Raw genomic sequence first — 17274 nt, forward strand, 5'->3', positions numbered from 1 at the left:
CGGGCTGGGCAGGGGGGCTGTCTGCCCCCCATCGCGCTTGGGCGCGATTCCCCCCGAGGATATTTTTGGCCAGATGAAGCGACGGCGCCTGTCAGCCCAGGCCCGAAAGGATCAGGACGGCCACTGCCCCGGCTGCCGCTCCGATTGCGGCGGGAATGGCCTTGGGCCAGAAATCTGATCCGGAGGGATCATCCTTGCGGGTCTGGGCGATCAGGGCATTTTCGACCAGATCAGGTAGGCGGGGACCGAACCGTGCAAGAACCAGCGCTGTTTTTCCAAAATCACGCAGGGCGGCGCGGGGGCCGATGGACTGCTTGATATAGTCCTCGACCACGGGGCGGGCGACCTCCCAGATGTTCATATGCGGGTCGAGCGAGCGGGCGACGCCTTCGACCACCACCATCGTGCGTTGCAGCAGGATCAGTTCGGTGCGGGTTTCCATGCCGAAGCGTTCGGTCACCTCGAACAGGTAATTCAGCAGGCGGCCCATCGAGATATGGGTGGCATCCATGCCGAAGATCGGTTCGCCCACTGCGCGCAGGGCGCGGGCGAATTCATCGACGTCCTGGTTAGCCGGGACATAGCCGGCCTCGAAATGCACCTCGGCCACGCGTTTGTAGTCGCGGCGGATGAAGCCGAAGAGGATCTCGGCATAGACGCGGCGGGTGTATTCGTCGATATGGCCCATGATGCCGAAGTCATAGGCGATGATGTCGCCGTTCGCGGCGACCTTGAGGTTGCCCTGGTGCATGTCGGCGTGGAAGAAGCCATCGCGCAGGGCGTGCAGCAGGAACAGGCGCAGCACACGCTCGGCCAGGTCGCGGCGGTCGTGATTTGCGGCGTCCAGCGCGTCGTTGTCGCCCAAGGGGATGCCGTCTGCCCAGCTGAGCGTCATGACCCGGCGCGCGGACAGCGACCACACCACGGGCGGCAGCCAGAAGCCTTCGTCATTCTGCGTGTTGGCGGCAAATTCCGAGGCTGCCGAACTTTCGAGCCTGAGATCCAGTTCGCCGCGGACGACGCCGTCGAAATGCTCGATCACGTCCATCGGGCGCAGCCGGCGCGCACCGGGGGCGAAAAGCTGGACTATCCGGGCGGCGAAATAGAACGCATCCACATCCTTGCGGAACGCGCGTTCGATGCCGGGGCGCAGGACCTTGACGGCCACATCCTCGCCTGTGCTGGCCAATTTGGCCTTGTGGACCTGCGCGATCGAGGCGGCCGCGATCGGTTCGCTGAACTCCGAGAACATCTCGTCCAGAGGTTGGCCCAGCTCCTTTTCCACCTCGGCCATGGCCACGTCGCGTGGAAAGGGGGGCAGCTTGTCCTGCAGGACGCGCAGCTGTTCGGCCAGCTCTTCGCCGACGACATCGGGGCGCGTGGACAGGACCTGACCGAACTTGATGTAGGCCGGGCCCAGGGCGGTCAGCGCCCGGGTCGCCGGCGGCATGGATGGGTCGCCCTTGTAGCCCAGCCATTGGAACGGTTTGCCCAGAGTGTGGGCCACGATCCGCAACGCGCGCGGAGCCTCGAACGCGTCCAGCACCACGTTCATGGCGCCGGTGCGCTCCAGCGTGGCGCCCGTGCGGATCAGGCGGATGATGTTGTGGGGGCCGCGCATGCGTCAGATCTTCCAGCCGGAATGCAGGGCGGCGATGCCCATGCTGAGGTTGCGGTATTTCGCGTTTTCGAATCCGGCGGCGCGGACCATGCCCAGAAAGGTATCCTGATCGGGGAATTTGCGGATCGATTCGACCAGGTATTGATAGCTGTCATAGTCGTTTGCGATCAGCTTGCCCATGCGCGGGATCACGTTGAAGCTGTAGAGGTCGTAGAGTTTCTGCAGCCCGTCATTGGGCAACTGGCTGAACTCCAGCACCATCAGGCGGCCGCCGGGTCTGAGCACGCGGTAGGCCTCGTTCAGGGCCTCTTGCGGGCGGGTCACGTTCCGGATGCCGAAGGAGATGGTGTAGACGTCGAAGGTGTTGTCCTCGAACGGCAGGGCCATCGCGTCGCCCACCAGCCAGTCCAGGCTGTCGGCCATCTGTGCGGCCTCGGCGCGTTTGCGACCCTCGATCAGCATCGGCTCGGTCAGATCCAGAACGGTGGCATGGCCGTGGCCCGCCCGCTTGAGGAAGCGGAACGAGATGTCACCGGTGCCGCCGGCCACGTCCAGCAGGCGCTGGCCGGGGCGCGGGGCCAGCCAGTCCATCATCGCGTCCTTCCAGACCCGGTGGATGCCCATCGACATCACGTCGTTCATCACGTCGTATTTCGACGCGACCGAGTTGAATACGCCCTGCACGCGCCCGGCCTTTTCGGCCTCGGGGACGGTTTCGAAACCGAAATGAGTGGTCTTGTCGCTGTTGTCGGACATAAGCCTTGCCGTTCGTCGAATTTCGTCTCTGTTATAGGGCCTGGAAACCGGGGCACAATGCGGCCCTTTGGAATAGGAGCCGTCTAATGCCCGAATTGCCCGAGGTCGAGACAGTAAGACGCGGCCTTGCCCCGGCGATGGAAGGCGTGGTGATCGAAAGGGCGGACGTGAACCGCCCCGATCTGCGCTGGCCCTTCCCCGAGCGGATGGCTGAACGGCTGACCGGCCAGCGGGTCGAACGCCTGCGGCGACGGTCCAAATATATCCTTGCCGATCTGAGCGGCGGCGAGACTTTGTTGATTCATCTGGGCATGTCGGGCCGCATGACCGTGTCGGGCGATCCGCTGGGACAGTTCGTGCATCATCATCCGATGCCGCAGAAGCATGACCACGTGGTGTTTCACATGGCCAATGGCGCACGCATCACCTTCAATGACCCGCGCCGGTTCGGGGCGATGGACCTGATGCCCACGGCAACCGCTGAGCAACACAAGCTGCTGGCCGTTCTGGGGCCGGAGCCGCTGGGCAACGATTTCAACGAGACCTATCTGATCGACGCCTTCCGCGGCCGGGGCACACCGGTCAAGGCGGCGCTGCTGGATCAGAGAATCGTTGCCGGGCTGGGCAACATCTATGTCTGCGAGGCGCTCTACCGCGCCAGAGTGTCGCCACGTCGCAAGGCGGGTCAGATCTCGGCCGGGCGGGTCGAGGCCCTGGTTCCGGTGATCCGGACGGTGCTGGCCGAGGCCATCGAGGCCGGCGGATCCTCGCTGCGTGATTTCCGGCAAGCCGATGGAGAGCTTGGATATTTTCAGCACAGTTTCGACGTCTACGGGCGCGAGGACCAGCCCTGCCGGACCGAGGGCTGCGGAGCCGAAATCCGCAGAATCACCCAGTCGGGACGCTCAACCTTCTATTGCGCGCAATGCCAAAGATAGCTTGATCCGAGTTTTTCGCGTGATAAGGAATTGGACCTGAACGGAACAACCGAAAGCTCAGACCTCATGGCTTTTGAGACGATCATCGTCGAAATCGAAGACCACGTCGCCCTAATCAAGCTCAACAGACCCGATGCGTTGAACGCGCTGAACACTCAGCTTCTGGGTGAGCTGTGCGAGGCGCTCGAGGACGCGGACACCAATGACAAGGTGCGCTGCATCGTCATCACCGGATCGGAAAAGGCATTCGCCGCGGGCGCGGACATCAAGGAGATGTCCGAGATGAGCTTTGTCGATGTCTACACCACCAACCTGTTCGCCGACGCCAACGACCGGATCACCGCGATCCGCAAGCCGATCATCGCGGCGGTGGCGGGCTATGCGCTGGGCGGCGGGTGCGAGCTGGCCATGATGTGCGATTTCATCATCGCCGCAGACACCGCCAAGTTCGGCCAGCCTGAGATCAATCTGGGCGTCATCGCCGGGATGGGCGGCAGCCAGCGCCTGACGCGGTTCGTGGGCAAGTCCAAGGCGATGGACATGAACCTGACCGGGCGTTTCATGGATGCCGAAGAGGCCGAGCGCTCGGGCCTCGTGTCGCGCGTGGTGCCGGCCAAGAAGCTGATCGAAGAGGCGACCGGCGCAGCCCAGAAGATTGCCGAGAAATCGCTGCTGACCGCGATGGCCGCGAAAGAGGCTGTCAACCGCAGCTACGAGGTGCCGCTGAGCGAGGGCATGCTGTTCGAGCGGCGCGTGTTCCATTCGATGTTCGCGACCGAAGACCAGAAGGAAGGCATGGGCGCATTCCTTGAAAAGCGCGCGGCCCAGTTCCGCGACAAATAACCGGCGCCGACAAGACTGCAGGATCAGGCGGGCGTTGCCCGCCTTTTTTCATGGCGGGCAACAAAGCCAAGAATCGGCTTGGCAAAGTCTGAAAACTTGGCTATTGACCGCCACCATACATGCGCGTGCGGCCCGCTTGGCCCGATTCACACTCGTGATTTCTGATCCGGTGCGGGTAATTCCGTGACGTGCAACCCTAGACAAACGTACCGAACAAAGGTCAGAGACACATGGCAAACTCGCCCCAGGCAAAGAAACGCGCTCGTCAGAACGAGAAGCGTTATGCAATCAACAAAGCACGCCGTTCGCGCATCCGCACCTTCCTGCGCAAGGTCGAAGAAGCTATCGCATCCGGCGACAAGGACGCGGCAACCGCCGCTCTGCGCGCGGCCCAGCCCGAGCTGATGCGCGGCGTCACCAAAGGCGTGTTCCACAAGAACACCGCAGCCCGCAAGATGTCGCGCCTGTCGGCGCGCGTCAAAGCGCTGGGTTGACCTAGCGTCAACATTTGCTGGTTCATTCCGGTTTCGAAGGCGTCGCCCCGTGCGGCGCCTTTTGCGTTGTTGCCAGAATGCCGCGCCTTCACGAAACCGAGAGATTCTTTCGCCCAAAGACCCGAGTCAATATCAGAGTTTCGTTGCCCGGCCCCACTGCCTCTTGCTACGACAGTTTCAGCGATTCACTCGCTTGGGGGGACAGGCTGTTCCTGCGATCGGACTGACGGGCATCAGAATGATCCAGGGGCGAATGTCGGCAACCGGTGCCAACCGGTTTGACGATCTGCTGCGGATCTCGGCTGCTCCGATGATCTTGGCCCTGTCGAAAACTGGAACTGCGTGGCGCAAACCGCGGTTTGGGCGGCCGTACTTTTTGGTCGTCGTCAAACAGGCAAGCGTCGTGACCACTGATATTCCCGCCGATTCTTGGGGTTTCGGCGACAGAATATCTGTGCGCGAGTGAACGCAAAAGAACCGGGATACCGGTCACAATCATAAGGCCGATTAGGTCAAAAATATTGGGATGCGTGAGGCGCTGGATGACACAAGAAAAATGGGGACAACTGCGTAACAAATTGCTGAAGGCCGTGGGCCGGAACAATTTTACGACTTGGATTGAACCACTGGAATTTCAGGAATTGAAGGGAGGCGTGGCCGTATTTTCGGTTCCGACCAACTTCATGGGGAACTACGTCAGTCAAAATTTTGCAGACCTCATTCTGTACGAGCTGAACACGGCCGGAGAGTCGGTTCAGCGCCTGGCCTTCCGGGTGGCCGCCAACTCACCGGCGCGTCCCGCCGCCGCGGTCCAGCCGGTCGAAGACCAGCCCGAGCCGGTCAATATCGAGCTGGCACCGGAAAGCAACGGAACCAATGAAGCGCTCGAGTCGCTGCAGGCCGCACCGTTGGACGCGCGCTTTACCTTCGACACCTTCGTCGTCGGCAAGCCCAACGAACTGGCCCATGCCGCAGCGCGCCGTGTTTCCGAAGGCGGCCCCGTAACCTTCAATCCGCTGGTTCTGTACGGCGGTGTCGGCCTTGGTAAGACGCACCTGATGCACGCCATCGCGTGGGAACTGAAGACCAAACGCCCTGAGCTCAACGTGCTCTACCTGTCGGCCGAACAGTTCATGTACCGCTTCGTACAGGCCCTGCGCGAGCGCCGGATGATGGATTTCAAACACCTGTTCCGCTCGGTCGACGTGCTGATGGTCGATGACGTACAGTTCATCGCCGGCAAGGATTCGACGCAGGAGGAATTCTTTCACACCTTCAACGCGCTGGTGGATCAGAACAAACAGATCATCATCTCGGCCGACCGCGCGCCGGGTGAGATCAAGGATCTGGAGGAACGGGTCAAGTCGCGTCTGCAATGCGGACTGGTAGTTGACCTGCACCCGACCGATTACGAGCTGCGCTTGGGCATTCTGCAGAACAAGGTGCAGCAATACGCCAAGACCTATCCCGACCTGAAGATCGCCGATGGCGTGCTGGAATTCCTGGCCCATCGCATCTCGACCAACGTGCGCGTTCTGGAAGGGGCGCTGACCCGGCTGTTCGCCTTTGCCTCGCTGGTCGGCCGCGAGATCGACATGGAGCTGACGCAGGACTGTCTGGCCGACGTGCTGCGCGCCTCGGAACGCAAGATCACCGTCGAAGAGATCCAGCGCAAGGTTTCCGACTACTACAACATCCGCCTGTCCGACATCATCGGTCCGAAACGCCTGCGGTCCTATGCCCGCCCGCGTCAGGTGGCGATGTATTTGTGCAAGCAGCTGACCAGCCGGTCGCTGCCCGAGATCGGCCGCCGCTTTGGCGGGCGCGACCACACCACCGTCATGCACGGCGTCAAACGCATCGAAGAGCTGAAGCTGACCGACGGTCAGATCGCCGAAGATGTGGAAATGCTGCGCCGGGCGCTCGAAGCCTGAGCCCCTGCAATTCGAAGAACCGCCCCGGCCTTGCGCGGGGGCGGTTTTTCTGTGCGCATTTTTCCACGATTTCCACGGAACTGGGGCGCAGGGCCGCTCGGGACCTTGACGGTTTGCGCGTTCCGACCCAGAAATCGGTAAAAAATCCTTGTGCCTCAGGGCTGAACCGCTAACTTGCCAGTCCCGCCCATGTAAGCACTCAAATCAGAGGAATTGAGGGTATGAAGATCAGCATCGAACGCGGCACGCTGCTCAAGGCCGTTTCGCAGGCCCAATCCGTTGTGGAACGCCGCAACACGATTCCAATCCTGGCCAATGTGCTGATCGAGGCCGAGGGCGATCAGGTTCTGTTCCGCGCGACCGACCTGGATATCGAGGTGGTCGACAAGGCTCCCGCGCAGGTCGAAAAGGCGGGCGCAACCACGGTTGCGGCAACGACCCTGCACGAGATCGTGCGCAAGCTGCCCGATGGCGCGCTGGTCACGCTGACCGCCGACAGCGCGGCTGGCCGGCTGACGGTCGAGGCGGGGCGGTCGAACTTCTCGCTGGCGACCCTGCCGAAAGAGGATTTCCCTGTGATGGCGTCCTCGGAGTACCAGTCGAACTTCACCGCTTCGGCGGCCCTGCTGCGGCGGCTGTTCGACAAGTCGAAATTCGCCATCTCGACGGAAGAGACGCGGTATTACCTGAACGGTGTCTACATGCACGTGACGGATGGCCCCGAGGGCGGCAAGGTGTTGCGCTGCGTGGCCACCGACGGCCACCGCCTGGCCCGGATTGACGCCGATCTTCCGGCGGGGGCCGAGGACATGCCGGGCGTGATCGTTCCGCGCAAAACAGTGGGTGAGCTGCGCAAGCTGTTGGAAGATGACGACATGGACATCGCGGTGTCGGTCAGCGAAACCAAGGTGCGCTTTGCCACACCCGACATCACGCTGACCTCGAAGGTGATCGACGGGACCTTCCCCGACTACACCCGCGTGATTCCGCAGAACAACACCCGCAAGATGGAAGTGGACGCGGCCGAGTTCGCCCAGGCTGTCGACCGGGTGGCAACCGTGTCGTCCGAGCGGTCCCGTGCGGTAAAGCTGCAGTTGGACGGCGACAAGCTGGTCCTGTCGGTGAATGCGCCCGACAGCGGCGCGGCCGAGGAGGAGCTGGCCGTGGCCTATGGCGACGAACGGCTGGAAATCGGGTTCAACGCCAAGTACCTGCTGGAAATCGCAAGCCAGGTGGACCGCGAGAACGCGGTGTTCCTGTTCAACTCGGCGGGCGACCCGACCCTGATGCGCGAAGGCAATGACCAGAGCGCGGTCTATGTCGTGATGCCGATGCGCGTCTGATCGCCCGGGCGCGGGATGCGTCCGGCGCGCGTGTTTGTACAAGGATGAAGGGAGGGGTCATGGCTTTGGCCCTGACCGAATTGACGGTCTCGCATTTTCGGTCGCACAAGCTGGCGCGCATGGCGCTGGACGGGCGGCCGGTGGCCTTGTTCGGGCCGAACGGGGCCGGCAAGACCAATATTCTCGAGGCGGTATCCCTGTTTTCACCCGGCCGCGGCATGCGCCGGGCCAGCGCTGCCGAGATGACGCGCCGGCCCGAGGCGCTGGGCTGGAAGCTGAGCGGTCTTCTAGACGTTCAGGGCCGCCGGTCCGAGATCGAAACCTGGTCCGAGGGGGGCGCAGCGCGGCAGGTCCGGATCGACGGAAAGGCAGCCAGCCAGATCGATCTGGGCAAGCTGGCGCGGGTCGTCTGGCTGATGCCCGCGATGGACCGGCTTTGGATCGAAGGCGCCGAAGGCCGACGGCGCTTTCTGGACCGGGTGACGCTGAGTTTCGATCCGAGCCATGCCGAGGCCGCGTTGATCTATGAAAAGGCCATGCGCGAACGGAACCGCCTGCTGAAAGAGCAGGTGCGTGACGCGCATTGGTACGCGGCGCTCGAGGCTCAGATGGCCGAAACCGGGCATCGCATTCATACCGCGCGGCTGGGTGCTCTGGCGCAGTTGCGCGCGGCGCAGGAACAGGCCGAGACCGCCTTTCCCTCGGCGGAACTGGAACTTGTTCAGTCCGAAGGGGACATGCCCGAAAACGCGCAGGATCTGTTGGAGGCGCTGGCCAAAAACCGGTTCCGCGATCTGGCGGCGGGGCGCACATTGGTGGGGCCGCACCGGTCAGATCTGCATGGGGTTTTTGCCGCCAAAGGCGTTGCGGCCAGTGAGTGTTCGACCGGAGAGCAGAAGGCGCTGTTGGTGTCGTTGATTCTGTCCAACGCGCGGGCGCTGGCCGCGCAGGTCGGAGCACCGCCGATCCTGTTGCTGGACGAGGTGGCGGCCCATCTGGACGCGGACCGTCGGGCGGCGCTGTATGATGAAATCTGCGCGCTGGGGGCGCAGGCCTGGATGACCGGAACAGGCCCCGAGTTGTTCGCCGAACTGGGCGACCGGGCGCAGTCTTTCGTGGTCAATGACGCGGGTGACGGCTCGACCGTCACCCCCGCCTGAGCGGATCAGGCCGGCTCGCCAACCTTGCGTTCCCACAGGAAGGGACGCATCACCTCGTCCACCGGCGTCTGGGCCATGTGGTTGACGTAGTTCGACATGGTTTTCTGCGCCAGGCCCAGGATCACGTCCAGAACGGCGCGGTGCGAATAGCCAGCATCGAAGAACGCCTGCAACTGCGCGTCGGTGACGTTGCCGCGCTGGTTCATCACCTGCAGCGTGAACGTCCGCAGTGCTTCGAGCTTGGGCGAGGGCAGCGGGGTTTCATTGCGCAGCGCTTCGGTGATCTCGTCCGACACCTTCATCATCTTGGCGATGCCGGTATGGGCCGGAACGCAATAGTGGCATTCGTTTTCCACGTTGATGGTCTGCCAGACGACCGTTTTCTCGTCATTGTCGAAATCGGTCTGCAGGAACAGGTGGTGCAGAACCTGGTAGGCCTCAAGGTGCTGTGGGCTTTCGGCCATGACCTTGTGCAGGCCCGGCAGGCGGCCAAACGCGGCCTGCGATTTCTCGAGCAGGGGTTTCGAACCTTCAGGTGCGGTGTTGAGGTCATGTGAGGGAAAATCGGCCATTTCGGGTCTCCTTTTCTGGCGGCTGAGTCCGAAATAGGCTTTATTGAGCGATCACTCAAGTATATATTTGAGTAATCGTTCAAGAACTGGTGATCACATGCCCCGCAAACCTGCCTATGACCGTGACGCGCTGATCGCGCAGGCCAGAGACCTGTTCTGGCGCCAGGGCTGGGCGGGCACGTCCCTGAAGGATCTCGAGCGTGCGCTGAAGTTGAAGCCAGGCAGCTTTTACGCCGCCTTCGGGTCAAAGGACGCCTTGTATGCCCTGACGCTGGAACGCTATGCGGATGAAGGTGTTGCCCGGCTTGAAGCCTTGGCCGAGGAGCTTGGGCCGCTGGGTGCGCTCAAGACCCAGCCGCGTTTGGTGGTCGAGGCCGCGAACGCGCCTGCAAAGGCCTGCATGCTGGCCAAGACCTATGCCGAGTTGAGCGCAAAGGACCATGATCTGGCGCAACTGGCCGCGACCCATCTGTCGCGGATGAAGGCCTGTTTCGCCGATCTGTTCCGGCAGGCGCAGGCGCAGGGGCAGATCGGCCTCGACCATGATCCCGAACGGCTGGCGGCGCGCTACCAGTCCGACTTGTTGGGCCTGCGCCTGTCGGCCGAGCGCGGCGATGTCGATGCCCGCCAAATCGCCGCTGATATCGCCGCCGATCTGGATAGATTGTGACCGTCTGAGGTCGGCCGAGCCGTTCGGCCCGCGCCCGAAAGAACCGGCACAAAATCTGGGGGGATGACGTGACATTCCCCACCAGAGAACGTATAACTTACCAAAATAATATAGGTACTGACGGCATGTCCGAAGACGCACAGGCAAATCAGGAATACGGCGCAGATTCCATCAAGGTTCTCAAGGGGTTGGAGGCTGTCCGCAAACGCCCCGGAATGTATATCGGCGACACCGACGACGGGTCCGGTCTGCACCACATGGTGTACGAGGTCGTGGACAACGGCATTGACGAGGCTCTGGCCGGTCACGCCGACCACGTGACCGTCAAGATTCACGCCGATTCCAGCGTCTCGGTCAGCGACAATGGCCGCGGGATTCCGGTGGACATCCACCCCGAAGAAGGCGTCTCGGCGGCCGAGGTCATCATGACCCAACTGCACGCCGGCGGGAAATTCGACTCGAACTCGTACAAGGTGTCGGGCGGCCTGCACGGCGTGGGTGTGTCGGTGGTGAACGCCCTGTCCGATTGGCTGGAGCTGCGCATCTGGCGGAACGGCAAAGAGCATTTCGCCCGGTTTGAAGGCGGCGAAACCTCGGAGCATCTGAAAGTGGTCGGCGAATGCGGCGACCGGACCGGGACCGAGGTGCGGTTCCTGGCTTCGACCAATACGTTCTCGAACCTTGAGTATTCGTTCGAGACGCTGGAGAAGCGGTTGCGCGAACTGGCCTTCCTGAACTCGGGCGTTCGGATCATCCTGATTGACGAGCGGCCTGCCGAGCGGCTTGAGACCGAACTGTTCTACGAGGGCGGCGTCAAGGAATTCGTGAAATACCTCGATCGGTCGAAAACTCCGGCCATGCCCGAGCCCATCTATATCAAGGGCGAGCGCGACGATATCGGGGTCGAGATCGCGATGTGGTGGAACGACAGCTATCACGAAACCGTCCTGCCATTTACCAACAACATCCCCCAGCGGGATGGCGGCACGCATGTCGCTGGCTTCCGTGGAGCGCTGACCCGCACGATCAACAACTACGCACAGTCCAGCGGGATCGCGAAAAAGGAAAAGGTCAGCTTCACCGGCGATGATGCGCGCGAAGGCCTGACCTGCGTGCTGTCCGTCAAAGTACCTGACCCGAAGTTTTCCAGCCAGACCAAGGACAAGCTTGTCAGCTCGGAAGTGCGACCGGCTGTCGAAGGGTTGATGAACGAGAAGCTGGCCGAGTGGTTCGAGGAGAACCCCAACGAGGCCAAGACCATCGTCGGCAAGATCATCGAGGCCGCCTTGGCGCGGGAAGCGGCGAGGAAAGCCCGCGAACTGACCCGACGCAAGACGGCGATGGACGTCAACTATTTGGCCGGCAAGCTCAAGGATTGCTCTGAGAAGGACCCGGCCAAAAGCGAAGTTTTCCTTGTCGAGGGGGACTCGGCCGGCGGATCAGCGCAGACCGGTCGCGATCGTCTGACGCAGGCGGTTCTACCTTTGCGCGGCAAGATTCTGAACGTCGAACGTGCGCGGTTCGACCGAATGCTGTCCAGCCAGGAAATCGGCAACCTTGTGATGGCGCTTGGCACCGGTATCGGCCGGGACGAGTTCGACATCTCGAAGCTGCGCTACCACAAGATCGTCATCATGACCGATGCCGACGTGGACGGTGCACATATCCGGACCCTGTTGCTGACGTTCTTCTACCGCCAGATGCCCGAGTTGATCGAGGGTGGATATCTCTACATCGCGCAGCCGCCGCTTTACAAGGTTTCACGAGGAAAGTCAGAGGTTTACCTGAAGGATCAGGCGGCGCTTGACGACTATCTGATCAACCAGGGTGTCGAGGGCGCCGTGCTCAAGTTGGGCTCGGGTGAAGAGATCGTGGGTCAGGATCTGACCCGTGTGGTGGACGAGGCGCGTCAGCTCAAGCGCGTGTTGGATGCCTTCCCGACGCATTACCCGCGGCACATCCTTGAACAGGCCGCCGTTGCCGGGGCGTTTGTGCCCGGGGCGGTGGATGCCGACCTGCAGGGCGTGGCCGACAAGGTCGCGGCGCGGCTGGACCTGATTGCGCTGGAATACGAGCGCGGCTGGCAGGGCCGGATCACTCAGGATCACGGTATCAGACTGGCGCGCATCCTGCGTGGCGTCGAGGAAGTCCGCACGCTGGACGGTCCGATGCTGCGTTCCGGCGAGGCACGCAAGACAGGCAGCTTTACCCAGAGCCTTCAGGACGTCTACAACCTGCCGGCCACATTGGTCCGCCGCGACCGGTCGCAGGTCATCCACGGCCCGCTGGATCTGCTGCGCGCCATTTTGGAAGAGGGCGAAAAAGGCCTGTCGCTCCAGCGCTACAAGGGCCTGGGTGAGATGAACCCCGATCAGCTGTGGGAAACTACGCTGGATCCGGACGCGCGGACATTGCTGCAGGTGCGTGTCGATGACATGGTCGAGGCCGATGACTTGTTCACCAAGTTGATGGGCGACGTGGTCGAGCCGCGCCGTGAATTCATCCAGAAAAACGCGCTGAGCGTGGAAAACCTGGATTTCTAGTCGCTTCTCAAGACGGCTGAACCGGCCCAACTGACGGCAGCTTTTTTTCAGGACCCTCCTACGGCCAAAAAACGCGGCCTGGGAGCGGTTCTGAGTGGCGCGGATCAAGGAAGTTGGACCCAATGCGGGCTTTCTTGGCTAAGTCATCCGTACGGGGTGAGTTCCGTGCAGTAGCGATCAAAACTCAGGGATATTGAAAACGTACAGGCGCGACTTCTCGGCATCGTCCGTGAGGATGTAGAGAAGCCCTTTGGCCTCATCCAAGGCGATCCCTTCGGGGTGCTTCACGACCTTTCGGTCTCCATTTTTCATATACGTCAGTTCGATCGTATCTGCTGTTCTCGTCTCTGGATCGTACAAAAAGATCTGGCGTCCCTTGTCGCTGAGAATCCACAGCACACCCGACACGGACCAAGCCAAACCGCTCACATCCAGTTCATCGTCATTCACGCGATCCGAAACAAAACCAGATCCACGATCCAAAGGGATGACTTCCTGAATTTCAGTTAGGTCCGGTGACACGACCAGCAACAGACGCGGTTGTCCTTCAATGACAACGAATACTCGCCCAGTGTCCGGGTCGACGGTGATGCCCTCAGGCCCCTTGTTCAGCGGGTTGCCGACAAGCAGTTCGGCAGCGGCCGGGTACCCCTTGAGGGACGCAAGTGGGACCCTTGTCAGTTGGATAGGGTCGGTTGGTTGAACGACCAATATCGATCGATCGGTTTCCTGAAGGAGCAAAACCGACCCATCTTTTCGCGACGCGACGCCCTCCAAATCTGATCCGGCCAAAGGCGGCAACTGGAAGGAGTTTCCCAATACTCCGTCGACTCCAAGTAGGTGCAGTTTCGGCTCAGCGTCGCTTACAGACCACAAGAAGCCTTCAGCGTGGGACAGCGACAAACCGGAAGGTTCTGAGAATCCCTTTGATTTGTCCGCGACTTTGATTCTATCGACCAGAACCAGATCAGCACTTTTTGCAAAGGCAGAGCCAGACCAAGGCAAAAACGCTGCCGCGAGGAAGGTGGCCGCAAGAGCGGATCTCCCAAATTTGCACAAGCGCCGTGAAACTTCAGGTTTTGACGGAAACACGTGCTTTCTGCCCTTCGATTTTCTCGTGTGTGTGACACACCCCTTTATCGCATTCGTATCACAACTTGTCTGTGATGTCGGAAGAATGCGCTTTGAACTCTTTACCTGATCCTGCTTGTTGGGATTCACTTGTGACGGGCACTGTCTGGGCGCAATCAGGAAGGAAGATGAGTTGAATACGATTTTCCCGTTTGTGACTGTGTTGTTGATGCTGCTGTTGCCCGGTGCGGCGATGTCGCAAATCGACCCGGCGACAATGCTTGCCGGGGCATCGGAATCGGAAATTCTGATCGAACGCAGATGGACGCAGTTTCGCGGCAAACAGGAACTGTATTTCTTTTCTCTTGATGTGCTGGTCACGATAATTCTGGCTGGCTTGATCGTCTATCATCCGGTGCGGCGTAAAGCCCGTAGAAGTGTCGGCGACATCGTCATGCCCAGGCTCTTCTTCCTCTATGCGCTGATCGGCATGGCGGTGGGGTTCCTGGTCGTCCAGCACGGGTCAATGATCGGGTTCGTTATCTTCGGCATCGGAGCTTTGCTCAGGTTTCGCTCCAATTTGGATGATCCGATAGACACTGTCGAATTGATCGTCGTAACCGTTCTTGGACTTGCGGTCGGGTTGGGCCTGCCGCTGATGGCCACATTGGTGGCGGTTGTCTGTTGGTGTTTCATTTGGCTCGGAGGGCGAAACAAGGGCGTTGAAATATCGCTTAAGGCTTCGGACGAGGAGCACTCATTGAACGTCAGCAGCGCCATTGAAGCCATGGCCGCCGACGCCGGCTGGAAGCTGATCAGAAAACACCATGTTCCCGGCAAATCCCGAATTTCATTGCTTTTCATTACCTCGGGTGGGCTTTCCGAAGCCCGCATCGAAGAGATGATAAACGATTTGGTCCCCGAAAAAGTCGAGTTGAAACTCAGCTTCTAGTCATTTCACAAGGTCTAAACGTTTCAACACCGCATTCGGGGATCTGATCTCTTTCGGGAGCGACTTGAAGTCGACAGACCTTTCGAAATCCGGCCCTCGATATACTGCTATCCCAAACTCTCCGTTCGGCTGGAAGGTGACATGCGTGAAACTGTGAGGTGACCTGGCGCGATCACCGATTAGCCGCCGCGGGCCACCACCCAAGCAAGCTTGCGAAACATAGGCCACGCCGTCTTTCCAGCCAGGGTAAAAAGCATGATGGTGTCCAGACAGGTGCAGAACGACGCCGCTTTGCAGATAGATTCTTTCAAGCGTCGGGTCACCGATGATTTCGCGTTCGCGCTGGATCGCAAACGGCCACAGCGGGAGGTGGCTGAACGTGACAATCGGGTCTCCACCTGCCCCAAGTTGCACAAGTTGGTCCTGCTGATCGCCGGATAGTGGCCCAAGGGTCGTGGCATCCAGAGACGCAAAGGTTATCCCCTGCATTTCAAACGCGTAGAAGAACGGATAGTCATCCGACATCAGGAAGTTGACGTCTGGTTTTCTGGGGCCCCATTCCTCGGCATATATTTTTCTCTCGCGCTCGAACCCGCGATAGGCCGAGGCATCATGGTTTCCCGGCGTGACCGCAAATGGAATCCCGGCAGCCTCCAGCGGGTCGGACACCGCCTTGTGAAACGCCTTCCACATCTCTCTGACCTGCTTGTCTGAAAGGTTTGGGATGCGTTGCCCGGCGACCATGTCGCCCGTCGAAATCACCAGATCGGGATCAATCTCAATTATCCGCTTGATCGCCTTTTCGATGCGCGCATCGTATCTGACCGAGCCATAGCTGCCGTTCAGATCCGATATGACGATCACATCCAAAGCGGCCGCTTTGCAGGCGAGCACGACCGTCCAAACGAACGCCGCGACAGTGATCGAACGCTTACGGATCATTGCAGTCCAGGCCCTCCGCCTCGGTATTTTTGTTCAAAAAGAATGTGACAGGGTCCAAGTCAAACACCAGATCGCCTTTGGCACAATTGCTCTTGAGGATGGATGTTGCCAGCGCAGTGTTTTTGACGACCTGCGCAATCTGACGGTCCGACAACCCAAAGCTTTGTGACAACCAGCCGTAAACCGGGCCTTGCGTTTGAAGGTCACTGTTCAACGCAACCAGCCGCCGGTATGTGTTTGGAGAGAAATGCCGCATTTTCTCCAGCATCTGAGTGGATTTCGCGAAGTTGGCATATTCGACCCGCCCACCGGCATCGTTGTCGTTCAGATTGCTGCGACGGATCAATATCGCATCGGCGGGAACGTCTCCATCATTCGGCTGATGGTGTTTCGTTTTCTTGTGTTTGAGTTTTCCGTCTTCGACCCAATACCAGTAGGGTGTGAAATCAATATTTCCCACACGGTCCTGCTGGCTGAAGATGAAGTCGAGCAGAACAATCTCCGTAAGCTCCTGCATCCAGAATGCCATCTGTTGATCGCTGACTTCGGGCCCAAGGTCCTTGTTGATCTGCCGGTCCTTTCGGCCTTCCCTGACACCCTCTGCAATGGCCTCGGGCAAGGGTTTTGACGACCGCAAGGCCAGGAAAGCGGGTGTTTCCTGAAAATCGCGATTCTGGCCTTTGCCCCAACCGGATTGACGGGTGCCGTTGATTTCCGAGCCGTAGCGATGACCGGGGCTATCAAGCAGGACACCGTATATCTGCGTTCGATCCGCGGTGAACAGATCATCCGTCGGTTGGTACGAGTTCGGGTCGGCATCCGCAGCCACGAAAACCCGCCAGCCTTCATGGTTCATGCGCCCGCCATGAGATCCGCCGGAAATCGCAAGGCCGGGCTCTGCAACCTCAGAAAGATGCGCCTGAGCGTCCATGCTGCGCCAGACCGCCACCGGAACTTTCACCGTCGCGTCGAAATACCTTGAGAAATGATAGTAGAGCAGCGACGAGGTGGAAAACGTTCCGCTTGTACCCTTCTGGTTCATGGTGGATTTGAATTTGGCTACTCTGCCATTGGCCAGTTCTTTTGCCGACTTGCCCTCCTTGCAAGCGTTTCTCTCGAACTCAGAGCGGTTCCCCACGTAGGGTCCTTCCGAAATATCGTAGACGGCCATTCCCGGGCTGGTGCTCCAAGTTTTTGGGCAAATGGCGATTTCGGGCGCATAGAAATCGATCTCGCAATAGGCCGTTTCTTCCTCAAGATCGCTGTTCTTGTACTCGCCCGTTGGGACTTTTTCGATCCGAATGCAGCGTTCCGTAACACCATTGGGACTATCAAATGTCGTGGCTTCTCCGCGAACATCGTCGCTCGCCCACAAGGCTGTGGGTGCAATGAGAGCCAGTGACCCCAGAAGATTGAATCTCATTTGGATAGTCCT

At 60.2% G+C, this 17274-nt stretch carries 15 protein-coding genes; 9 read left to right on the forward strand and 6 right to left on the reverse strand.

Going from position 1 to position 17274, the window contains the following annotated elements:
- Positions 1-91 precede the first annotated feature (91 nt).
- Entirely contained in the window at positions 92-1621 is a 1530-nt protein-coding gene (ubiB, locus tag ACR0CU_RS15580) for a 2-polyprenylphenol 6-hydroxylase (RefSeq protein WP_170448630.1), read from the reverse strand.
- 3 nt (positions 1622-1624) lie between these two features.
- A complete protein-coding gene (gene ubiE / locus ACR0CU_RS15585; RefSeq protein WP_480643398.1) occupies positions 1625-2377 on the reverse strand; it encodes a bifunctional demethylmenaquinone methyltransferase/2-methoxy-6-polyprenyl-1,4-benzoquinol methylase UbiE in 753 nt (250 codons plus the stop codon).
- An 86-nt stretch (positions 2378-2463) separates the two neighbouring features.
- Here ubiE and mutM point away from each other — a divergent pair, with 86 nt between their 5' ends.
- From mutM to recF, 6 genes are all read left to right on the forward strand, one after another.
- Positions 2464-3315, forward strand: a complete 852-nt coding sequence (mutM, locus tag ACR0CU_RS15590) for a bifunctional DNA-formamidopyrimidine glycosylase/DNA-(apurinic or apyrimidinic site) lyase (protein WP_170448626.1) — start codon at positions 2464-2466, stop codon at positions 3313-3315.
- 66 nt (positions 3316-3381) lie between these two features.
- Complete coding sequence (locus tag ACR0CU_RS15595; RefSeq protein ID WP_170367547.1) at positions 3382-4158, forward strand: enoyl-CoA hydratase; 777 nt, start codon at positions 3382-3384, stop codon at positions 4156-4158.
- A 230-nt stretch (positions 4159-4388) separates the two neighbouring features.
- Positions 4389-4652 carry a 30S ribosomal protein S20 gene (gene rpsT, locus ACR0CU_RS15600; protein WP_093963612.1) on the forward strand — a complete coding sequence of 88 codons (264 nt, stop codon included), beginning with the start codon at positions 4389-4391 and terminating at the stop codon, positions 4650-4652.
- Positions 4653-5194: 542 nt separating this feature from the next.
- A complete protein-coding gene (gene dnaA, locus ACR0CU_RS15605; protein WP_170342394.1) occupies positions 5195-6586 on the forward strand; it encodes a chromosomal replication initiator protein DnaA in 1392 nt (463 codons plus the stop codon).
- A gap of 221 nt (positions 6587-6807) precedes the next feature.
- Complete coding sequence (gene dnaN / locus ACR0CU_RS15610; RefSeq protein WP_170448624.1) at positions 6808-7929, forward strand: DNA polymerase III subunit beta; 1122 nt, start codon at positions 6808-6810, stop codon at positions 7927-7929.
- A gap of 59 nt (positions 7930-7988) precedes the next feature.
- Complete coding sequence (recF, locus tag ACR0CU_RS15615; protein WP_170448622.1) at positions 7989-9089, forward strand: DNA replication/repair protein RecF; 1101 nt, start codon at positions 7989-7991, stop codon at positions 9087-9089.
- 5 nt (positions 9090-9094) lie between these two features.
- Here the strand turns inward: recF and ACR0CU_RS15620 are convergent, their stop codons facing one another.
- On the reverse strand, positions 9095-9661 hold the full coding sequence (locus tag ACR0CU_RS15620; protein ID WP_170365547.1) for a carboxymuconolactone decarboxylase family protein: 567 nt from the start codon (positions 9659-9661) through the stop codon (positions 9095-9097).
- A 97-nt stretch (positions 9662-9758) separates the two neighbouring features.
- On the opposite strand from ACR0CU_RS15620, the gene ACR0CU_RS15625 reads away from it, so the two are divergent.
- The gene (locus tag ACR0CU_RS15625) at positions 9759-10331 is read left to right on the forward strand and encodes a TetR/AcrR family transcriptional regulator (RefSeq protein ID WP_170359940.1); all 573 of its coding nucleotides are present in this window, start codon (positions 9759-9761) and stop codon (positions 10329-10331) included.
- A gap of 125 nt (positions 10332-10456) precedes the next feature.
- Positions 10457-12874, forward strand: a complete 2418-nt coding sequence (gene gyrB, locus ACR0CU_RS15630; protein WP_170342384.1) for a DNA topoisomerase (ATP-hydrolyzing) subunit B — start codon at positions 10457-10459, stop codon at positions 12872-12874.
- A 177-nt stretch (positions 12875-13051) separates the two neighbouring features.
- Here gyrB and ACR0CU_RS15635 read toward each other — a convergent pair whose 3' ends face one another.
- Positions 13052-14095, reverse strand: coding sequence for an SdiA-regulated domain-containing protein (locus ACR0CU_RS15635; RefSeq protein WP_170448620.1), 1044 nt, complete (start codon positions 14093-14095; stop codon positions 13052-13054).
- Positions 14096-14138: 43 nt separating this feature from the next.
- Between ACR0CU_RS15635 and ACR0CU_RS15640 the strand changes: the two genes are divergently transcribed.
- The gene (locus tag ACR0CU_RS15640) at positions 14139-14897 is read left to right on the forward strand and encodes a DUF4956 domain-containing protein (protein WP_170448618.1); all 759 of its coding nucleotides are present in this window, start codon (positions 14139-14141) and stop codon (positions 14895-14897) included.
- Here ACR0CU_RS15640 and ACR0CU_RS15645 read toward each other — a convergent pair whose 3' ends face one another.
- Together ACR0CU_RS15645 and ACR0CU_RS15650 are read right to left on the reverse strand one after the other, a co-directional pair.
- The gene (locus tag ACR0CU_RS15645; RefSeq protein WP_170448616.1) at positions 14898-15839 is read right to left on the reverse strand and encodes a metallophosphoesterase family protein; all 942 of its coding nucleotides are present in this window, start codon (positions 15837-15839) and stop codon (positions 14898-14900) included.
- Positions 15829-17262 carry a hypothetical protein gene (locus ACR0CU_RS15650; protein ID WP_170448614.1) on the reverse strand — a complete coding sequence of 478 codons (1434 nt, stop codon included), beginning with the start codon at positions 17260-17262 and terminating at the stop codon, positions 15829-15831. The genes ACR0CU_RS15645 and ACR0CU_RS15650 overlap by 11 nt, the downstream gene beginning before the upstream one ends.
- Between the last annotated feature and the right edge of the window lie 12 nt (positions 17263-17274).

The sequence above is a fragment of the Ruegeria sp. BC2 genome (assembly GCF_056539245.1).

What these genes read in the sequence shown, in the direction of transcription:
- mutM (WP_170448626.1), top strand. Translation starts at nt 2,464, where the DNA reads ATGCCCGAATTGCCCGAGGTCGAGACAGTAAGACGCGGCCTTGCCCCG.
- ACR0CU_RS15645 (WP_170448616.1), bottom strand. Translation starts at nt 15,839, where the DNA reads ATGATCCGTAAGCGTTCGATCACTGTCGCGGCGTTCGTTTGGACGGTC.
- ACR0CU_RS15625 (WP_170359940.1), top strand. Translation starts at nt 9,759, where the DNA reads ATGCCCCGCAAACCTGCCTATGACCGTGACGCGCTGATCGCGCAGGCC.
- dnaN (WP_170448624.1), top strand. Translation starts at nt 6,808, where the DNA reads ATGAAGATCAGCATCGAACGCGGCACGCTGCTCAAGGCCGTTTCGCAG.
- ubiB (WP_170448630.1), bottom strand. Translation starts at nt 1,621, where the DNA reads ATGCGCGGCCCCCACAACATCATCCGCCTGATCCGCACGGGCGCCACG.
- dnaA (WP_170342394.1), top strand. Translation starts at nt 5,195, where the DNA reads ATGACACAAGAAAAATGGGGACAACTGCGTAACAAATTGCTGAAGGCC.
- rpsT (WP_093963612.1), top strand. Translation starts at nt 4,389, where the DNA reads ATGGCAAACTCGCCCCAGGCAAAGAAACGCGCTCGTCAGAACGAGAAG.
- ACR0CU_RS15595 (WP_170367547.1), top strand. Translation starts at nt 3,382, where the DNA reads ATGGCTTTTGAGACGATCATCGTCGAAATCGAAGACCACGTCGCCCTA.
- ubiE (WP_480643398.1), bottom strand. Translation starts at nt 2,377, where the DNA reads ATGTCCGACAACAGCGACAAGACCACTCATTTCGGTTTCGAAACCGTC.
- ACR0CU_RS15650 (WP_170448614.1), bottom strand. Translation starts at nt 17,262, where the DNA reads ATGAGATTCAATCTTCTGGGGTCACTGGCTCTCATTGCACCCACAGCC.
- ACR0CU_RS15620 (WP_170365547.1), bottom strand. Translation starts at nt 9,661, where the DNA reads ATGGCCGATTTTCCCTCACATGACCTCAACACCGCACCTGAAGGTTCG.
- recF (WP_170448622.1), top strand. Translation starts at nt 7,989, where the DNA reads ATGGCTTTGGCCCTGACCGAATTGACGGTCTCGCATTTTCGGTCGCAC.
- gyrB (WP_170342384.1), top strand. Translation starts at nt 10,457, where the DNA reads ATGTCCGAAGACGCACAGGCAAATCAGGAATACGGCGCAGATTCCATC.